The organism is Comamonas jiangduensis (assembly GCF_030162955.1).
GTDB classification, from domain to species: Bacteria; Pseudomonadota; Gammaproteobacteria; order Burkholderiales; family Burkholderiaceae_C; genus Comamonas; species Comamonas jiangduensis.
This window is the reverse complement of record NZ_JARXOV010000001.1, coordinates 89,235-106,135: the sequence shown is the minus strand read 5'-3', so window position 1 is coordinate 106,135 and position 16,901 is coordinate 89,235. Positions and strand designations below refer to the sequence as shown.

Annotated in this window: 14 protein-coding genes; 9 read left to right on the top strand and 5 right to left on the bottom strand. The window is 62.8% G+C overall.

Translation table 11 applies throughout. The annotated features are described in order from the left end of the window. The first annotated feature begins 3 nt into the window (after nt 1-3). The 4 genes from QEP12_RS00445 to QEP12_RS00430 all read left to right on the top strand — a co-directional run bounded on the left by QEP12_RS00445 (nt 4) and on the right by QEP12_RS00430 (nt 3,018). Nucleotides 4-600, top strand: coding sequence for a histidine phosphatase family protein (locus QEP12_RS00445; protein ID WP_284213020.1), 597 nt, complete (start codon nt 4-6; stop codon nt 598-600). An 81-nt stretch (nt 601-681) separates the two neighbouring features. Then, the gene (locus QEP12_RS00440; RefSeq protein ID WP_284213019.1) at nt 682-978 is read left to right on the top strand and encodes a hypothetical protein; all 297 of its coding nucleotides are present in this window, start codon (nt 682-684) and stop codon (nt 976-978) included. Between the two features lie 111 nt (nt 979-1,089). Then, nucleotides 1,090-2,091 carry an LLM class flavin-dependent oxidoreductase gene (locus QEP12_RS00435; protein ID WP_284213018.1) on the top strand — a complete coding sequence of 334 codons (1,002 nt, stop codon included), beginning with the start codon at nt 1,090-1,092 and terminating at the stop codon, nt 2,089-2,091. A 12-nt stretch (nt 2,092-2,103) separates the two neighbouring features. Next, nucleotides 2,104-3,018, top strand: coding sequence for a 5'-nucleotidase (locus tag QEP12_RS00430; protein WP_284213017.1), 915 nt, complete (start codon nt 2,104-2,106; stop codon nt 3,016-3,018). Between the two features lie 67 nt (nt 3,019-3,085). Here QEP12_RS00430 and QEP12_RS00425 read toward each other — a convergent pair whose 3' ends face one another. From QEP12_RS00425 to QEP12_RS00415, 3 genes are all read right to left on the bottom strand, one after another. Continuing rightward, nucleotides 3,086-3,529, bottom strand: a complete 444-nt coding sequence (locus QEP12_RS00425; protein WP_219162902.1) for a hypothetical protein — start codon at nt 3,527-3,529, stop codon at nt 3,086-3,088. A gap of 155 nt (nt 3,530-3,684) precedes the next feature. Further along, entirely contained in the window at nt 3,685-4,158 is a 474-nt protein-coding gene (locus tag QEP12_RS00420; RefSeq protein WP_284213016.1) for a cyanophycin metabolism-associated DUF1854 family protein, read from the bottom strand. Next, on the bottom strand, nt 4,155-6,455 hold the full coding sequence (locus QEP12_RS00415; protein WP_219162904.1) for a cyanophycin metabolism-associated ABC transporter: 2,301 nt from the start codon (nt 6,453-6,455) through the stop codon (nt 4,155-4,157). The genes QEP12_RS00420 and QEP12_RS00415 overlap by 4 nt, the downstream gene beginning before the upstream one ends. A 221-nt stretch (nt 6,456-6,676) precedes the next feature. On the opposite strand from QEP12_RS00415, the gene QEP12_RS00410 reads away from it, so the two are divergent. The 3 genes from QEP12_RS00410 (at nt 6,677) to QEP12_RS00400 (ending at nt 12,505) form a co-directional block, all read left to right on the top strand. Beyond that, complete coding sequence (locus QEP12_RS00410; RefSeq protein WP_284213015.1) at nt 6,677-8,677, top strand: cyanophycin synthetase family protein; 2,001 nt, start codon at nt 6,677-6,679, stop codon at nt 8,675-8,677. Nucleotides 8,678-8,755: 78 nt separating this feature from the next. Then, the gene (cphA, locus tag QEP12_RS00405; RefSeq protein ID WP_284213014.1) at nt 8,756-11,335 is read left to right on the top strand and encodes a cyanophycin synthetase; all 2,580 of its coding nucleotides are present in this window, start codon (nt 8,756-8,758) and stop codon (nt 11,333-11,335) included. A 207-nt stretch (nt 11,336-11,542) separates the two neighbouring features. Further along, the gene (locus QEP12_RS00400) at nt 11,543-12,505 is read left to right on the top strand and encodes a sensor domain-containing diguanylate cyclase (protein WP_284213146.1); all 963 of its coding nucleotides are present in this window, start codon (nt 11,543-11,545) and stop codon (nt 12,503-12,505) included. A 31-nt stretch (nt 12,506-12,536) separates the two neighbouring features. Here the strand turns inward: QEP12_RS00400 and QEP12_RS00395 are convergent, their stop codons facing one another. After that, nucleotides 12,537-13,760, bottom strand: a complete 1,224-nt coding sequence (locus QEP12_RS00395) for an MFS transporter (protein ID WP_284213013.1) — start codon at nt 13,758-13,760, stop codon at nt 12,537-12,539. Between the two features lie 209 nt (nt 13,761-13,969). Between QEP12_RS00395 and QEP12_RS00390 the strand changes: the two genes are divergently transcribed. Continuing rightward, a complete protein-coding gene (locus tag QEP12_RS00390) occupies nt 13,970-14,452 on the top strand; it encodes a CreA family protein (protein WP_174863495.1) in 483 nt (160 codons plus the stop codon). 101 nt (nt 14,453-14,553) lie between these two features. Here the strand turns inward: QEP12_RS00390 and QEP12_RS00385 are convergent, their stop codons facing one another. Further along, nucleotides 14,554-15,483 carry a LysR family transcriptional regulator gene (locus QEP12_RS00385; RefSeq protein WP_174863496.1) on the bottom strand — a complete coding sequence of 310 codons (930 nt, stop codon included), beginning with the start codon at nt 15,481-15,483 and terminating at the stop codon, nt 14,554-14,556. A gap of 131 nt (nt 15,484-15,614) precedes the next feature. Between QEP12_RS00385 and QEP12_RS00380 the strand changes: the two genes are divergently transcribed. Then, entirely contained in the window at nt 15,615-16,673 is a 1,059-nt protein-coding gene (locus tag QEP12_RS00380) for a YeiH family protein (RefSeq protein WP_284213012.1), read from the top strand. Nucleotides 16,674-16,901 lie beyond the last annotated feature (228 nt).

Below are 16,901 nucleotides of genomic sequence, written 5' to 3'. Positions count from 1 at the left end.
GCCATGGCCCAGGCATCACTGTGGCTGCTGCGCCATGCCCAACCGCTGATTGCCCCCGGCGTGTGCTACGGCCAGCTGGATGTACCGGCTGACCCCAGCGCCACGCTGCAAGCGGGCATGCGCTTTGCCGCAGCCATGCCAGGCGGCGCCATGGTGCGCCACTCTCCCTTGCAAAGATGTGAGCAGCTTGCGCTTTCCCTGCAAGCGCCAGAGGCATTTTTGAGTATGGATGCACGTTTGCAGGAAATGGATTTCGGCCGCTGGGAAGGGCAGTCGTGGAACGACATTGGCCGCGCCGCCGTCGACGCCTGGTCCCAAGACCTGTATGCCCATGCCCCTGGCGACGGCGAGAGCCTGGCCACCATGCTGGCGCGCGTGCGCAGCGCACTGGTCGAGAGTTGGCAGCACGACAGCCGCCTGGGCACGCGCGATGTGGTGTGGGTCACGCATGCGGGGGTGATCCGCTGCGTGCAATGGCTGCTGCGCTACGGCCACGCCCAGCCCAGCGCGCCAGACTGGCAACTGCCCGCCCCAGGCTTTGGCCAGTGGCAACAGCTGCCGTGGAAGGCGCACGCCGCGGCCTTGCAGGCGCTGGCCTAATTCGCCTGGTTGCCCAGATTACCTGGGCCCCACAAGGCTTTGCCGCGACCGGGGAAAACGGCTCTGCCGCACAATGTGCGCATGCTTGAATCTCTGCGTACTTGGGCCACTCCGTATGGTGGCGATGCTTTTCTCTACATCAGTTTTTTGGCCGTGGTCAGTGTGATCGCGTTGCTGGTCTTGCGTGACCGCCTGAGCACCGTGCTGCTGCAGCGCTTTATCCGCTTGGGGGCGCTGATTGCCTTGCCGCTGACCATCATCGCTATGGAACTGGGCGAGCAGCACTGGGGCGTGGCTGCGGTGGCTGTGGCCTGGGCCGTGCTCGTGGCCATCATCAGCAAAAAAGCGGTCACTGCACGCGCCATGCAAAAAAAGTGAGCTGCTTGCGCTTGAAATCATTGGTTTTCGCAGCCATTTAGTGCTGAAAACCAATACCCACAAGCACTAGCCGCTTTCATTTCAAGAGCCATCGTCGGGAGAACGTGTTCTATGCCTTTCAAAACCCCCAAGCTTTCCATGCTGGACCTGGTGGCCGTGCGCGAAGGCGGCACCACGCGCCAAGCGCTGGATCTGGCCGTGCAAACCGCCCAAAAAGCCGAAGCGCTGGGCTTTACCCGCTACTGGCTGGCCGAACACCACAACATGCCGGGCATTGCCAGCTCGGCCACTGCCGTGCTGATTGGGCATATTGCCGGCAAGACCGAGCGCATCCGCGTGGGCTCGGGCGGCATCATGCTGCCCAACCATGCACCGCTGGTCGTGGCCGAAGCCTTTGGCACGCTGGCCGAGCTGTACCCCGGCCGCATTGACCTGGGCCTGGGCCGCGCGCCCGGCACGGACGGCGCCACCATGCGCGCCCTGCGCCGCGACCGTGTCGAGACGGAGGAAGACTTCCCCCGTGACGTGGCCGAGCTGCAGCGCCTGCTGGGCCCGGCCGACCCGCATGCCCGCATCAGCGCCACGCCAGGCACAGACACCCACATCCCCATCTGGCTGCTGGGCTCCAGCCTGTTCTCGGCCCAGCTGGCGGCCATGAAGGGCTTGCCCTACGCCTTTGCCTCGCACTTTGCACCGCGCTTTTTGCACCAGGCGATTGCGCTGTACCGCCAGCTGTTTCGCCCCTCGGCCACCCTGGCCAAGCCCTATGTGATGGTAGGGGTGCCCGTGGTGGCCGCCCCGACGGACGCAGAAGCCCAGTTCTTGGCCAGCAGTACCGAGCAGCGCGTGCTGGGCATCTTGACCGGCCAGCGCGGCAAGCTGCCAGCGCCCATCGCCGAGTTTATGGACAGCATCGGCCCGCGTGAGCAAGCCGCCATCCGCGACTTTTTGGCCATGTCCGTGGTGGGCAGCCCCGACACCGTGCGCGCAGGCTTTGTGCGCATCCAGGAAGCCACCGAGGCCGATGAGCTGATTTTGGTCAGCGATGTGTACGATCCGGCTTTGCGCCTGCGCAGTCTGGAGATTGCCGCGCAAGCTGTTCCATCCACCTAAACCCCATCCTCCATGGCCACTTCGCTGCAAGACCAACTCGTCGTCGCCATCTCCTCGCGCGCCCTGTTCAACTTTGAAGCGGAAAACCAGTTGTTTGAGCAAGACCCGGGCGCCTATGTGCAGCTGCAACGCGAGCGGCTGGATGTTCCTGCCGCGCCCGGCGTGGCCCTGCCTTTGGTGCGCAAGCTGCTGGCCTTCAACCAAGATGGCCAGCGCCGCGTGGAGGTGGTAGTGCTCTCGCGCAACGACCCGGTCAGCGGCATGCGCGTGTTTCGCAGCGCCAAAGCCCACGGGCTGGACAGCATCCAGCGCGGCGTCTTCACGCAGGGGCGCGACCCCTTCGGCTATCTGCGGCCACTGGGCGCGCACCTGTTTCTCTCGGCCAACGCCGAGGATGTGACCGAAGCGCTGGGCCTGGGCTACCCGGCTGCGCGGGTGGTGACCGAATCGGCCGACGCCAGCAACGCCCACCCGCAGGAGGTGCGCATCGCATTTGACGGCGACGCCGTGCTGTTTTCTGACGAGGCCGAGCGCGTCTACCAGTCGCAAGGGCTGGATGCTTTTTTGCGCCACGAAGTGGAACACGTGGCCCTGCCGCTGCCGGACGGCCCTTTCAAACCCTTGCTGGTGGCCCTGCACCGTCTGCAGCAAGCCGCTGGCCAAGGCGCCACGGGCGGCATGCGCTTGCGCACTGCCCTGGTCACCGCGCGCAGCGCCCCGGCACACGAACGCGCCATTCGCACGCTGATGGACTGGCAGATTGAGGTGGACGAGGCCATGTTCCTCGGCGGCCTCTCCAAAGGCGAATTCCTGCGCGAATTTGCGCCCGACTTCTTTTTTGACGACCAAACCGGCCATGTGCAATCGGCCAGCGCCCACGTGCCTGCCGGGCATGTCAGCAGCGGCATTGCCAACCGTGCCCGCTGAGCCACAAAATTTGGTCTCATGAAAAAAGCCACCTGCGGGTGGCTTTTTTTGTCGCTCGCAAGGTTGCTTACAAACCGCCGGTACGCTTGACCTTGGGCTCGTCGTACGTCAGCGGCTCATTGCGCACCAGCAGCATATTGCGCTCTTGCTGGTCCACCTTCTGGGCTTCCTGGGCCGCCTCCACCGCCATCGCGCTGGCGCGCCACATGGACTGGATGTGCTCAATCAGCTCTTTGTAGATGGGCTCTTTGGGCGGCTGTTTTTCTTCTTCCTTGATCTGCTTGGCCTGCACTTCGGTCCAATCGCGATCTTGCACGCTTTTGTCGGTGGGCCTTTCAGGATTTTTGATGGTGACCGTGACGCCCTCGCCCAGCTGGTCGGTGGACTCCACCGCATTCACCGCATGCACCGGGCGAATGGCGGCTGGCCCCGAGGCACCCGTGGAATACAAATTGGCACCTTGGGTATTCGTCCACTGGATAGGGTTACGGTCTACAGGTGGGATTTGCATGGTGGGGCCCTCGGTTAACGGTCAAACACAGCGACAGGAATTGGTTCCGTCCTCTTTATCGGCAGACTGCAACAGAACTTGAGAGAAATTTTCATCTTTTTTTCTGCCCCGCGCCACACCTGACATTTTCAAGCCCAATCAAGCACTTACGCGCCTTACAAAAACAGCTCCAAGAACTTTTGCGACTGGCGGTCCAGTTTGCGTGCATCGGTAATCCGGTATTGCACCCCGTCGCGGCTGGTGATGAGCAAATGGTGGTGGCCCTGCAGTTTGCGGATGTCTTCCTCGGCCTTCAAGCCCAGTTGCGCAGGCCCTTTGTCGGTCATGACAGTCCAGACGCTGGGCACCGAGATGGCATCAATGGCTTCAATGCGCTGCACCTCGGGGACAAACTCACGCACCGCAAATTCTTCGTCGAGCAACTGGCGCGCGGCAGCGGGTACCTCGCTGAGCTGGGCAATCCAGCACACCTCTTTGCCATCGCCGCCCACCAAAGAAATCGCTTCTTCAGGCGCTTCGATGGGGAACGCCCGCACGGGGGTCAGCCCCTCATGTACGGTGCCGTTGGGCAGCGTCAGGCACAAACGGCCATGGGAGTTGCGGCTCAGCTGGAGCGCGGTGGCGTTCATACTTTCTCTCCTTCATGCGCCGCCAGGGTCAGGCCTGCGGCTTGCGCATCTTCCTCGGCACGGCGGGCTTGGGCTTCGTACAGGCGCCAGTAAGCGCCCTTGGCAGCCATGAGTGCGTCGTGCGGGCCGACTTCCACAATCTCGCCCCGGTCCATCACCACCAGACGGTCGGCTTTTCGCAATGTGGAAAGGCGGTGGGCAATCGCGATCGTGGTGCGCCCTTGCACCAGGTTATCCAGCGCTTTTTGGATTTCCTTTTCCGTCTCGGTGTCGACTGCTGAAGTGGCCTCATCCAAGATCAGCAAGCGCGGGTCAATCAACAGTGCTCGCGCAATGCTGATGCGCTGGCGCTCACCGCCCGACAGGCCCTGGCCACGCTCACCTACCACCGAGTCATAGCCGTGCGGCAGGCGCAGGATGAACTCGTGCGCATGGGCGGCGCGCGCCGCCGCCACGATCTCGGCACGTGTGGCATTCGGTTTGCCATAGGCAATGTTTTCCGCCACGGTGCCGAAGAACAAGAAAGGCTCTTGCAGCACCAGACCAATATTGCGGCGGTAATCTGCCACCGCCAAGCGGCGCACATCCACACCATCGAGCTGAATGCTGCCTTCAGTCACGTCGTAAAAGCGGTTAATCAAATTGACCAAGGTGCTCTTGCCCGAGCCACTATGGCCCACCAGACCGATCATCTCGCCCGGCTGAATGTCCAAATTCAAATTGCGGATCACCTGGCGACTGCCATAGCGGAAGCCCACATCGTGCAACGAGATGCGACCCTTCACCGGCTGCGGCAGCTGCACGGGGTTGGTCGGCTCTGGCACGCTGCTGACCTGATCCAGCACATCAAAAATGCGCTTGGCCCCGGCCGCCGCTTTTTGCGTAATGTTCACAATCCGGCTCATGGAGTCCAGCCGTGTGTAGAAACGCCCGATATAGGCAATAAAGGCCGAGAGCACGCCGACGGTGATCTGGTCGTTCGAGACCAGCCAGATACCGAAACCCCAGACCACCAGCAGTCCGATTTCGGTCATCAGACCCACGGTGGGCGAGAACAGCGACCAGACCTTGTTCACCCGGTCATTGACCTCCAGATTGCGTACGTTGGCTTGGCGAAAACGCTCGATTTCGTGCTCTTCCTGCGCAAACGCCTTGACCACGCGCACGCCCGGAATGGTGTCTGACAGCACATTGGTCACATCCGCCCAGACACGGCTGATGCGGTCAAAGCCCACGCTCAGGCGGCCACGCACTTTTTGAATCAGCCAGGCAATGAATGGCAGCGGCACCAAGGTCACCAGCGCCAGCCACGGGTTGATGGATGCCAAGATCACGGCCGTCATGACGATCATGATCACGTCGGTCACAAAATCCAGCGCGTACAGCGACAGAAACATGTTGATGCGGTCCGTGTCGGCACTGATACGGCTCATCAAATCGCCCGTGCGCTTGCCGCCAAAGTACTCCAGCGACTGCTTCATCATGTGGGCGTAGGTGGTGGTGCGCATGTCGGCGCCAATGCGCTCGGACACCTTGGCCATCACCCAGGTGCGCGCCCAGCCCAAGCCCCAGGCCAGCAGCGCTGACAGCAGCAAGCCACCCAAGCACAGGGACACCAGCCACGGATCAATCGGCGTGCCGCTTTGGTAGGGGATGAGGATGTCATCCATCAGCGGAATCGTCAGATAAGGCGGCACCAAGGTGGCAGCGGTGGACAGCAGCGTCAGCACAAAGCCCAGAATCAGCAAACCCTTGTAAGGCTTGGCAAAACGACCAATGCGCAGCAACACCCAGGTCGAGGTTTTGGGCCCGGCTTGGCGTGCGCAGGCGGGGCACTCGTCACTGTCGGGGGGCAAAATTTCGCTGCACACGCTGCAGCGGCTTTCATCCACCTGCACCAGTGCTTGCGCCAAGGTGCCAGCAGCAGTGGCATCGCGCAACTGCTCAAAACGCTGCAAAAAGCGCAGCACCTGCGGCTGCTGGTTGAGGGTAAAGCGCCACAAGGCCAAGCGCTGGTGGCTGTCATGCAACTCCAGCGTGCCTACGCCAGCGTGGTCTATCAGCCGCAACTGTAAATCTGCAGTCAAAGGCCAACTTAGCCACTCACTGTCCGCATCTTTGCCCACAATACGGGTTTCGGTCAGCGCCAGCACCCCGGGTGCAAAGCGCAGCGAGACCGTCAAGTCAACCGCCAGGGCTGCTTGCACGTTTTCATGGGGTGCGAGTTGCGCTCGCAGTTCAGCCCCCAAAGGGCCATTGAAGACACCAGAGGTATCTACAGGATGGTGATGTTGCATGTTGAATCGTTAGAACCCAGCGTTGGCCACACTGCCAAAGGGTGGGGGTATGGCGTATTCTCTGCAAGAACACAGCACACCCAAGTAGGAGCTACTCCCTTGAACGCATCAAGGGTGAGTTTGGCTGACAAACAGCCTTGGCTTTACCTGCTGCACACAATAGCCCTTCATTTCCGGACTGTGGCCTTTGACCCCAGCCTTTCACTTCAACGCTGATATTCATGGCGACATTCAAAGACATCCAACTGCTTCGTACCACCTACCTGCGTGGCCCCAGCGTCTGGACTTACCGTCCAGTTCTTGAAGTGTGGTTGGACCTGGGCGAGTTGGAAGACTACCCGTCCAACAAGATCGAGGGCTTTACCCCCCGCCTGACGGCGTGGTTGCCCGGCCTGATGGAGCACCATTGTGGCGTGGGTCACCGCGGGGGCTTTTTGGAGCGGCTGCGCGATGGCACCTGGTGCGGCCATGTGCTGGAGCACACCATCATCGAGTTGCTGAACATGGCCGGCATGCCGGCCGAATTTGGCCAGACCCGCTCGGTGTCGCAGCACGGCGTCTACCGGATGGTGTTCCGCTGCCCCGAAGAATCGGTGGCCCACGTGGCCCTGCAGCAAGGCCATGCGCTCATCATGGCGGCCATCAACGACCTGCCTTTTGATGTGCCTGCCGCCGTGCAAGCCATCAAAGCCGAGATCGAAAACCGCTACCTCGGCCCCAGCACCGCCAGCATCGTCAATGCCGCCGCAGAACGCCGTATTCCCTGCATCCGCCTGAACGACGGCAATCTGGTGCAGCTGGGCTATGGCGCCGCGCAGCGCCGCATCTGGAGCACCGAGACCGACAAGACCAGCGCGATTGGCTTTGGCATTGCTGAAGACAAAGACCTGAGCAAACAACTCATCAAAGCCTGTGGCGTGCCCGTGCCCGAGTGGGAGCTGGTGAAGTCCGCCGACCACGCCTGGGAAGAGGCTGACTACATGGGCCTGCCCGTCACGGTCAAACCCTATAACTCCAACAAAGGCCAAGGCGTGGGCGTCAACCTGAGCACCGAAGCCGAAGTGCGCGCCGCCTATGACGAAGCGCGCAAGCTCACGCGCTACGTGATGGTGGAGCGCCACATTCCTGGCCACGTACACCGCCTGCTGATTGTGGGCGGCAAGATGGTGGCGGCCTCGCGCGGCGAATACCCCGAAGGCGGCCCCAACCCGCGCGCCAAGGTGGTCACCGTGGACTGCACCGATGCGGTGCACCCAGAAACTGCCTACATGGCCGCCTTGTCGGCCAAGGTGGTGGGGCTGGATATTGCAGGCGTCGACCTGGTGTGCCACGACATCACCCAGCCGTTGCAAGCCCAAGGCGGTGCGATTTTGGAAGTCAACGGCGGCCCCGGTCTGTTGATGCACCTCAAACCCAGCGTGGGCGTGGCGCGCCCCGTGGGCCAAGCGATTGTGGAGCACCTGTTCCCCACCACCGACGGTGACAGCGACGGCCAAGCCGCACGCATTCCCGTGGTGGGCATTGCGGGCACACGCCACAACGCCTTCATCGCGCGTTTGGTGGGCTGGTTGCTGCAGCTGAGCGGCAAACGCACCGGCGTGGCCAGCAGCGAGGGCACTTTCCTGGAAGGCCGCCTGACGCAAAAGGGCGACAACACCAACTGGCACGCCGCCCACCGCCTGCTGGTCAACCGCCTGGCCGAAGCCGCCGTCATTCAAACCACCGCCCGCTCTATCCTGGAAGAAGGCCTGGCCTATGACCGCTGCCAAGTCGGCGTGGTCACCGATATGGATGGCTTTGAACAACTGACTGACCACGATGTGCTGGAAGCCGAGCAAATGACCCGCGTCATGCGCACCCAGATTGATGTGGTGCTCAGCCACGGCGCAGGCGTGCTCAACGCGGACGATGAGCGCACCGCAGACCTGGCCCGCCTGTGCGATGGCCAGGTGCTGTTCTACACCCACGACCCCAAGAGCGCCATGGTGCTGGCCCACCGCGAAGCCGGTGGCCGTGCCGTTGTGCTCAGCGGCACCGACGTACTGCTGGCGCACGGCAGCACCGAGCGCGCCTTGGGCAAGCTGGAGGCGCTGCGCCCCGTCAATGGTTTTGAGCCTGACTCCTCGGCCTTGCTGGCGGCGATTGCCACCGCGTGGGCGCTGGACATCTCCCCCGAATTGATTGCGGCCGGTATCAAGACATTTGATTACCAGCCTGCATGAATTAAAAGATAGCTATCAGCGCTTGTCACCTCTACGTTAGATGCCAATTTGACCATTAAGTTGGCGGAAAGACAGACCATGGAAATTTCCCGCACCCGCGCCCTGCGCGGCCCCAACCTCTGGAGCCGCAACACTGCGATCGAATCCATCGTGCAATGCACCCCGGAGGAGCAGAATTTCACGCTGATTCCCGGCTTTGAAGACAAGCTGCGCGCCCGTTTTCCGGCCATTGGCGGCCTGCAAGGCCAAGGCATGGACAACACCTTGTCCCTGGCCCACGCCCTGGAAGCCGCGGCTTTGGCCCTGCAAGCGCAAGCCGGTTGCCCCGTCACCTTCAGCCGCACGCACGAGACCGTGGAAACCGGCACCTACCAGGTGGTGGTGGAATACACCGAGGAAGCCGTGGGCAAACGTGCCGTGGCATTGGCCGAGGCGCTGATCCGCGCGGCGCTGAACGATACAGACTTTGACGCCAAAGCCGCGATTGCCGAGCTGCACGCGCTCGACGAAGACGAACGCGTGGGCCCCTCTACTGGCTCGCTGCTCAACGCGGCGATTGCGCGCGGCATCCCTTTCCGCCGCTTGACGGCAGGCAGCCTGGTACAACTGGGCTGGGGCAGCAAAGCCCGCAAATTCCAGGCCGCGGAAGTTGACCAGACCAGCTCTGTCGCCGAATCGATTGCCCAGGACAAAGACCTGACCAAGCGCCTGCTGCACGCCGCCGGCGTACCCGTGCCCATGGGTCGCCCCGTCAAGGACGTGGAAGATGCCTGGGCTGTCGCGCTGGAAGTGGGACTGCCCGTGGTGGTCAAACCCCAGGACGGCAACCAGGGCAAGGGCGTGACGGTCAACATCACCACCCGCGAGCAGCTGGAAAAGGCCTACGCCACCTCCATGGAGTTCGGCACCGTGGTCATGGTGGAGCGCTTCTTGCCCGGCCATGACTTCCGCCTGCTGGTGGTGGGCGACCACTTGGTGGCTGCGGCACGCCGCGATCCGCCCCAGGTGCTGGGCGACGGCCAGCACACCATCCGGGAGCTGGTGGACATCGTCAACCAAGACCCGCGCCGCGGCTCGGGCCACGGCACGGCACTGACCAAGATTCGCCTGGACGACATCGCCCTGGGCCGCATCGCTGCTGAAGGGCTGACCCCCGATTCCATCCCGGCCCAAGGCCAGCGTGTGGTGCTGCGCAACAACGCCAACCTGTCCACCGGCGGCAGCGCCACCGACGTGATGGACGATGTCCACCCCGACATTGCTGCCCGCGCCATTGAAGCGGCGGCTTGCGTGGGCCTGGATATTTGCGGCGTGGACGTGGTGTGCGAAACCATGCTCAAACCGCTGGAAGAGCAAAACGGCGGCATTGTGGAAGTCAACGCCGCGCCCGGCCTGCGCATGCATTTGGCCCCCTCGTTTGGCAAGCCCCGCAACGTGGGCACACCCATGATCGACCTGCTGTTTGGCCCGGGTGAAGATGGTCGCATTCCCGTGGTGGCCGTGACGGGCACCAACGGCAAGACCACCACCACCCGTTTGATCAGCCACCTGTTTGCCACACAAGGCCTGCGCGTGGGCATGACCAACACCGATGGCGTGTATGTGAATGGCCGCCAGATCGACAGCGGTGACTGCTCCGGCCCCAAGAGTGCCCGCAATGTACTGGCCCACCCCGAAGTGGACGCGGCCATTCTGGAATGCGCGCGCGGCGGCATCTTGCGCGAAGGGCTGGGCTTTGACCGCTGCCAGGTGGCCGTGGTGACCAACGTGGGCGAAGGTGACCATCTGGGCCTGAACTTCATCACCACCGTGGAAGACGTGATGGTCTTGAAGCGCGTCATCGTGCAAAACGTGGCGCCTACGGGCTACGCCGTGCTGAATGCCATCGATCCGCACGTGGCGCCCATGGCCAATATCTGCCAAGGCAAGATCATCTACTTTGGCGCTGACCGCCACCACCACGTCATGGCCACGCACCGCGCCCAGGGCAACCGCGTGGTGTATGTGGATGACGGCCACATCGTCTGCGCCGAAGGTGCATTCAAGGAAAGCATTGCGCTGGCTGAGATTCCGCTGACGCGCAACGGCACGATTGGCTTTCAGGTGGACAACGCCATGGCCTCTGTGGGAGCCGCATGGGCCGCCGACCTGCCGTGGGACACCATTCGCCGCGGCTTGGCTTCGTTCAACAACGATGCCGCCAATGCGCCAGGCCGTTTCAATGTGATGGATTACAAGGGCGCGACCATTGTGGCCGACTACGGTCACAACCCCGACGCCATCCGCGCGCTGACACAGGCCGTATCTGCCATCCCCGCCAAGCGCCGCAGCGTGGTCATCAGCGGTGCCGGTGACCGCCGTGACCAGGACATCATCGAGCAAACCCGCATTCTGGGCGCTGCGTTTGACGACGTCATCCTCTACCAAGACGCCTGCCAGCGTGGCCGCGAAGACGGTGAAGTGATTGCCTTGCTGAAAAAGGGCCTGGAAGGCGCTACGCGCACCAGCTACAGCACCGACATCCACGGTGAGTTCATCGCCATCGACCATGCACTGAGCCGCCTGCAACCGGGCGACCTGTGCCTGGTGCTGGTGGACCAGGTGGAGGAGTCGCTCGAACACCTGCGCAAGCATGTGCAAGAGGCGGCTAAAGCCTGATCTGCACGCGGCATTGCCTGCGCATGGCTCCTCTTTGAGGAGCCATTTTTTTTTGCCTGATGGGCCAACCATGCGCTGTAACAGCAACCGTTCAGCGGGCAAGCGCTTACAGACTGTTGCGCACCGGCCGAGATGCTCTACATTTACACACATAACTTGCTTCGCGGTACACACACGGCGCCGCAGTGATCCGGAGAGGAAATGCATATGTCCAAGGTGGGTAATTTCGAGAACGATGACGGCGTCTACAAGACCCTGCTGGAGTCGACCAAGGCAATTCCCTGGAAGATTGACTGGGCCTCAATGAAGTTCAGCTACATCGGGCCCCAGATCGAAGCACTGCTGGGATGGAGTGCCGACAGCTGGGTGAGCGTGGAAGACTGGGCCATGCGCATGCACCCCGACGACCGCGAACGGGTGGTGAATTTTTGCGTGGCCCAGTCGCAGGCGGGCATAGACCACGAGGCCGACTACCGGGCACTGACCAAGGACAACGGCTACGTCTGGATCCGCGACGTGGTGCACGTGGTGCGCAACAGCCAAGGTGAGGCAGAAGCGCTGGTCGGTTTCATGTTCGACATCAGCGAGCGCAAGAAAACCGAGGAAAAGCTGCTGAGCCTGCAAAAGGAGCTGGAGGTGCTGTCCTTCAAGGATGGGTTGACCAACATCGCCAACCGCCGCAGTTTTGATGCCCACTTCGAAGCGGCCTGGGAGCAGGCGCAGCGCGAACAGCAGCCCTTGTCCGTGCTGCTCTTCGATGTGGACTTCTTCAAGCAGTACAACGACCTGTACGGCCACATCCAGGGCGATGGCTGCCTGATCGATATCGCCCAGATGCTGAGTCTGGCACTGGACGGCCCCCGGGATCTGGTGGCGCGCTACGGCGGCGAGGAATTTATCGTGCTGCTGCCCGGAGCCAACGCCGAAGTCGCGCACAAGGTGGCCGAGCGTTGCCAGCGCCTGATCCAGAAAAAATCCATCGTGCATGCACTGTCACCGTTCAACCGGCGCGTGACCGTCAGCATCGGTGCGGGCACCGTGGTGCCCGACGAGGCGGCCCTGCACACCGATTTCCTGAATGCCGTGGATCAGCAGCTGTATGCCGCCAAGCACCATGGCCGCAACCGGATTGAACACGTGGCCGCAACGTCCCTGACTCAGAGTCCGTGACGGCCAAGCACGCAGAGGGGAACTGCGGCGCTCAGGCCGCCGGTGCTGCCTGAGTCAGTCCCTGGCGCTGGCTCCAGCGCACGCCGCGCCAAACGCTCAGGGCGGCCAAAGCGGCCAGCACGGCGCCTATGCTGCAAGCGCCCAGCCATCCCGCTGCATTCCATGCCCACACCCCCAAGGCAGAGCCTGCAGAAGCACCCGCAAAGTAACCCGTCATATAGACCGCATTCATGCGGCTGCGCGCATCCGGCAGCAAGTTGGCGATGCTTGACTGATTGGTCACATTGACGGCTTGCAGGCCCAAGTCCATCGCCAGCACCCCGGCCACAAACCACCACACATTAGCCTGCCCCCACCACAGCGGCAGCCACGACAGCAGCAAAGTCAGCGCCCCCCAGCGCAGCAACGCATTGCCACGGCCTTGGTCCGCCAAGCGGCCTGCCATTTGCGCAATCAGTGCACCGGTCACCCCCGCCAGCCCCACCAAGCCAATCTGTGCATCACTCAGTTGCAAAGGCTGTGCCGACAGCACCAGCGCCATGGTGGCAAACATCACGCTGACCGAGGCAAAGGCCAGCGCACTGGCGGTGGTGCGCAGCCGCAGTGCCGGCTGGGTGCGCAGCAGGTGGCCCATGGAGCGCAGCACGTGCACGTAAGGCAACGGCTGCGGGTGGCGGGAAGTGGGCAAGATGCTGCGCATGCCCATTGCCATCAGCACCATGGTGACGGCGGTGACTTGGTACACCAGCCGCCAGTCACCCACGGCAGACAAGCCACCGGCTACGCTGCGCGAGAGCAAGATACCCACCAGCAAACCGCTGAGCACCAGCCCCACATTGCGCCCCGCATGACCGGGTGCGGCCAAGGCCGCTGCCATGGGCAACAGCACCTGCGCCGCCACCGAAAACAGCCCCGCCATCAGCGTGCCCGCCATGAACACCGCAAAACTCTCTGACCAGCCCACCAAGGCATGGCCGACCGCCGCCAGCAACATGAGCACCACGGCCATGCGGCGGCGCTCCAGCTTGTCGCCCAGCGGGGTAATCAAGAGCAGCCCCACGGCATAGGCCACCTGCGCGACGGTCACCGACAGGCCTGCCGCCGCATCGTCCACCCCAAAGTACAAAGCGATGGAGTGCAGCAGTGCCTGGTTGTAGTAATTGCCACCTGCGCACAGGCCGCAGGCAACGGCCATCAACAGCAAAGCGGGCGCAGCCAATACGGTGGGCTGCGCCGCAGAAGAAAGTCGGGACATGGAAAAAAGCAGAATAAAAGCAACGCCCTGTGGGCACAGGCCGCGCTGCGCCCCACCCAAAGGCGTGGCTTTGGAGTGGCGCTGAACAGCAAGACCGCAATTTTCTCTTGCTGCGGCACCTGCTGCAGGCCAGGGCCTGCAATCCTGCAAGCCGTGCTGGTGCATCACGGCGCTGCAAAGCATGCGCGCAAGCCGTATGCTTGTGCGTTATGAAAGCACAAAGATTGTGGGTGGCCAGCGCCCTGCTCCTGCTGGGCTGCGGATATGCCGCAGCGGACTCGGAAACCATTGGAGCGGTGGACACCGTGTTCAAGTTCATCGGCCCTGACCACAAAATTGTGGTGGACGCCTATGACGACCCCAAGGTGGCGGGCGTGACCTGCTATGTCTCGCGCGCCAAGACGGGCGGCATCAAGGGCGGGCTGGGGCTGGCCGAAGACCGCTCCGAGGCCTCCATCAGCTGCCAGGCCACAGGCCCGGTCAGCTTTGCCGCACCCATCCGGCAGCAGGAAGAGGTGTTTAGTGAGCGCACCTCGTTGCTGTTCAAGCGCCTGCGCGTGGTGCGCATGGTGGACGCCAAGCGCAACACGCTGGTCTACATGACCTATTCGGACCGGGTGATCGAGGGTTCACCCCAAAACAGCGTGGCGGCCGTGCCCGTGCCGCGCAGCACCTCCATTCCGGTGAAATAAACCGCTGCAAAAATAAGAGCTGGCAGCGCTTGATTTGAAAGAATTTCATATCGAAATACACAGAAAACGCTTGCAAATACAACGCAAGCAGCTCTTATTTTTTAAACCTCCACCGCACCCGCCTGCCGCACCGCCTGCGCGGCACAGGCATCCAAAAAAGCCTGCAACGCCGCAGACACATGCTTGCCCGCGCGTTGCACGATGCAAAAGTGCCGCTCCATGCGGGGCAGCGATGTGGGCAGCACCACCAGGCTGCCATCGTTGAGCATGGATTGCACCAGCACCCGGGGCAAACAGCTGATGCCCAAGCCCTGCGCCACGCAGCGCGCAATCGCCTCGGAGCTGCCCAGCACCGCCGCGGCGGGCAACTGGTGCAGGCGCGGCAGCAAGGCGTATTCCACCATCTCCCGCGTGCCCGAACCCTCTTCGCGCAGCAGCCAGCGCGCCTGGCGCAGCATGGCAACGCCCACCGGTTTGGTCTGCGCAGCCTGCACCAGCGCATCACCGGGCGCAGCCACCACCACCAATTCGTCGGCAATCCACGGTAGCACCGCCAGCCCCACGCCGTGGCTGCTGCCTTCAATCAGGCCGACATCCACTTCCAGCGCCTGCACGGCGTGCTCCACCTCCCGCGTATTCGCAATCCGCACATCCACGCTGATGTGCGGGTGGCTGCGTGCCAGCAAAGCCAGCACCGGCGGCAGCACATAGCTGCCCACCGTGGTGCTGGCGGCCACGCACAAGCGCACCGGCAAACCACCACCACCTGTCCCGGCAAAAGCCTGCTCCATGCCACGCACCTGCTCCAGCACCGACAGCGCCTGCGGCAGCAGCGCACGCCCCGCATCGTTCAACACCAGGTTGCGCCCCACGCGCTCAAACACCTGGGTATTCAGCACAGCTTCTAACTGCTGCAGCGCCGCACTGGTGGCCGATTGCGACAACCCCACCACCTCGGCCGCAGCCACGGTAGAGCCGCTTTGTGCCACGGCACAAAAAATTTCCAGCTGGCGCAGCGTGAGATGCAGCATGGTTTGGTGGACTTTCTATCTATCGATGCAATCGGTTAATCATACAAAAACTAATCGTTATACATATATAACCAACTTATCTAAAGTGCAAGGCTCCTGCTCTTTTTTGAACCCCGGAGACAGGCTCGCTTATGAACACCTTGTCTGCTTCCTCACTGGCTTTTCAACCCTGGCAATGGCTGCGCCGCACCGCTCCCGGCTTGGCACTCAGCGCCGCCGTCGCGCTCACCGCCATCTACTTGGCACAGCTTCCTTGGTTCACCCAGCACGGCCTGGGCGCTCTCACCCTGGCCATCGTGCTGGGTTTGCTGCTGGGCAACACCGTGTACCCCCGCTGGGCCCACGCCACCACGCCCGGCGTGGCGCTGAGCAAGCAACAACTGCTGCGCACCGGCATCGTGCTGTATGGCCTGCGCCTGACGTTCCAGGACATTGGCCAGGTCGGCTGGGCCGGCGTTGCGCTGGATGCGCTGGTGCTGGCCAGCACCTTTGGCCTGGCTTGCATCCTGGGCCTGCGGGTGTTCGGCCTGGACAATCGCACCACCTTGCTGATTGGCGCGGGCAGCTCTATCTGCGGCGCCGCTGCAGTGCTGGCCACCGCCCCTGTGGCCAAAGGCCGCGCACAGGATGTGGCCATGGCGATTGCCACCGTGGTGGTGTTTGGCACGGTCGGCACCTTCCTCTACCCCGCGCTGTACCAATGGAATGCCGCCCACGGCTGGCTGCCCATGGATGCCCAGCAGTACGGCCTGTATGTGGGGGCCACCGTGCATGAAGTGGCACAAGTGGTGGCAGCGGGCGCTGCCGTCAGCCCTGAAGCAACCAACACCGCCGTCATCGCCAAAATGGTGCGCGTGATGATGCTGGCCCCCTTCTTGGTGCTGCTTTCGGCAGCGCTGGCACGCAGCCTGCGCCAAGCAGGCGATGCAGCTGGCATCAGCATTCCCTGGTTCGCTCTGGGATTTGTGGCCGTTGCAGGCATCCATTCCCTGGGCATCTTGCCCGACGCCGTAGTGCGTGTGGGGGTGGAGCTGGACAACCTGCTGCTGGCGATTGCCATGGCCGCCCTGGGCCTGACCACCCATTGGCAAGCCGTGCGCGCAGCAGGCATCAAGCCCTTGCTGCTGGCAGCCATCTTGTTTGCCTGGCTGCTCGGTGCGGGTGGCTTGCTGACCTACTGGCTGGGCTGATCGCGGCCACGGCCAGGGCATCAGGGATCAAGCCTCCAAAGTGCCTCTCACGCAGATCTAGCCTGCGTGAACAGCTATATATTGCATAGAGCCATCCCGCTGACGCGTTCCCGTATCCACCACCCAGCCAACCCACCGCAGGTTGGCGGCTACCACCCAGACCCAGCGCGAAGCAATGACGTACAGGGGGCAATTTTGGTGGGGTGGGCGCGGGCCTCATTCCGCAAA

Excerpts from the sequence above, each read along its gene's own strand:
- QEP12_RS00445 (WP_284213020.1), top strand. The coding sequence starts at position 4 with ATGGCCCAGGCATCACTGTGGCTGCTGCGCCATGCCCAACCGCTGATT.
- QEP12_RS00440 (WP_284213019.1), top strand. The coding sequence starts at position 682 with ATGCTTGAATCTCTGCGTACTTGGGCCACTCCGTATGGTGGCGATGCT.
- QEP12_RS00435 (WP_284213018.1), top strand. The coding sequence starts at position 1,090 with ATGCCTTTCAAAACCCCCAAGCTTTCCATGCTGGACCTGGTGGCCGTG.
- QEP12_RS00430 (WP_284213017.1), top strand. The coding sequence starts at position 2,104 with ATGGCCACTTCGCTGCAAGACCAACTCGTCGTCGCCATCTCCTCGCGC.
- QEP12_RS00425 (WP_219162902.1), bottom strand. The coding sequence starts at position 3,529 with ATGCAAATCCCACCTGTAGACCGTAACCCTATCCAGTGGACGAATACC.
- QEP12_RS00420 (WP_284213016.1), bottom strand. The coding sequence starts at position 4,158 with ATGAACGCCACCGCGCTCCAGCTGAGCCGCAACTCCCATGGCCGTTTG.
- QEP12_RS00415 (WP_219162904.1), bottom strand. The coding sequence starts at position 6,455 with ATGCAACATCACCATCCTGTAGATACCTCTGGTGTCTTCAATGGCCCT.
- QEP12_RS00410 (WP_284213015.1), top strand. The coding sequence starts at position 6,677 with ATGGCGACATTCAAAGACATCCAACTGCTTCGTACCACCTACCTGCGT.
- cphA (WP_284213014.1), top strand. The coding sequence starts at position 8,756 with ATGGAAATTTCCCGCACCCGCGCCCTGCGCGGCCCCAACCTCTGGAGC.
- QEP12_RS00400 (WP_284213146.1), top strand. The coding sequence starts at position 11,543 with ATGTCCAAGGTGGGTAATTTCGAGAACGATGACGGCGTCTACAAGACC.
- QEP12_RS00395 (WP_284213013.1), bottom strand. The coding sequence starts at position 13,760 with ATGTCCCGACTTTCTTCTGCGGCGCAGCCCACCGTATTGGCTGCGCCC.
- QEP12_RS00390 (WP_174863495.1), top strand. The coding sequence starts at position 13,970 with ATGAAAGCACAAAGATTGTGGGTGGCCAGCGCCCTGCTCCTGCTGGGC.
- QEP12_RS00385 (WP_174863496.1), bottom strand. The coding sequence starts at position 15,483 with ATGCTGCATCTCACGCTGCGCCAGCTGGAAATTTTTTGTGCCGTGGCA.
- QEP12_RS00380 (WP_284213012.1), top strand. The coding sequence starts at position 15,615 with ATGAACACCTTGTCTGCTTCCTCACTGGCTTTTCAACCCTGGCAATGG.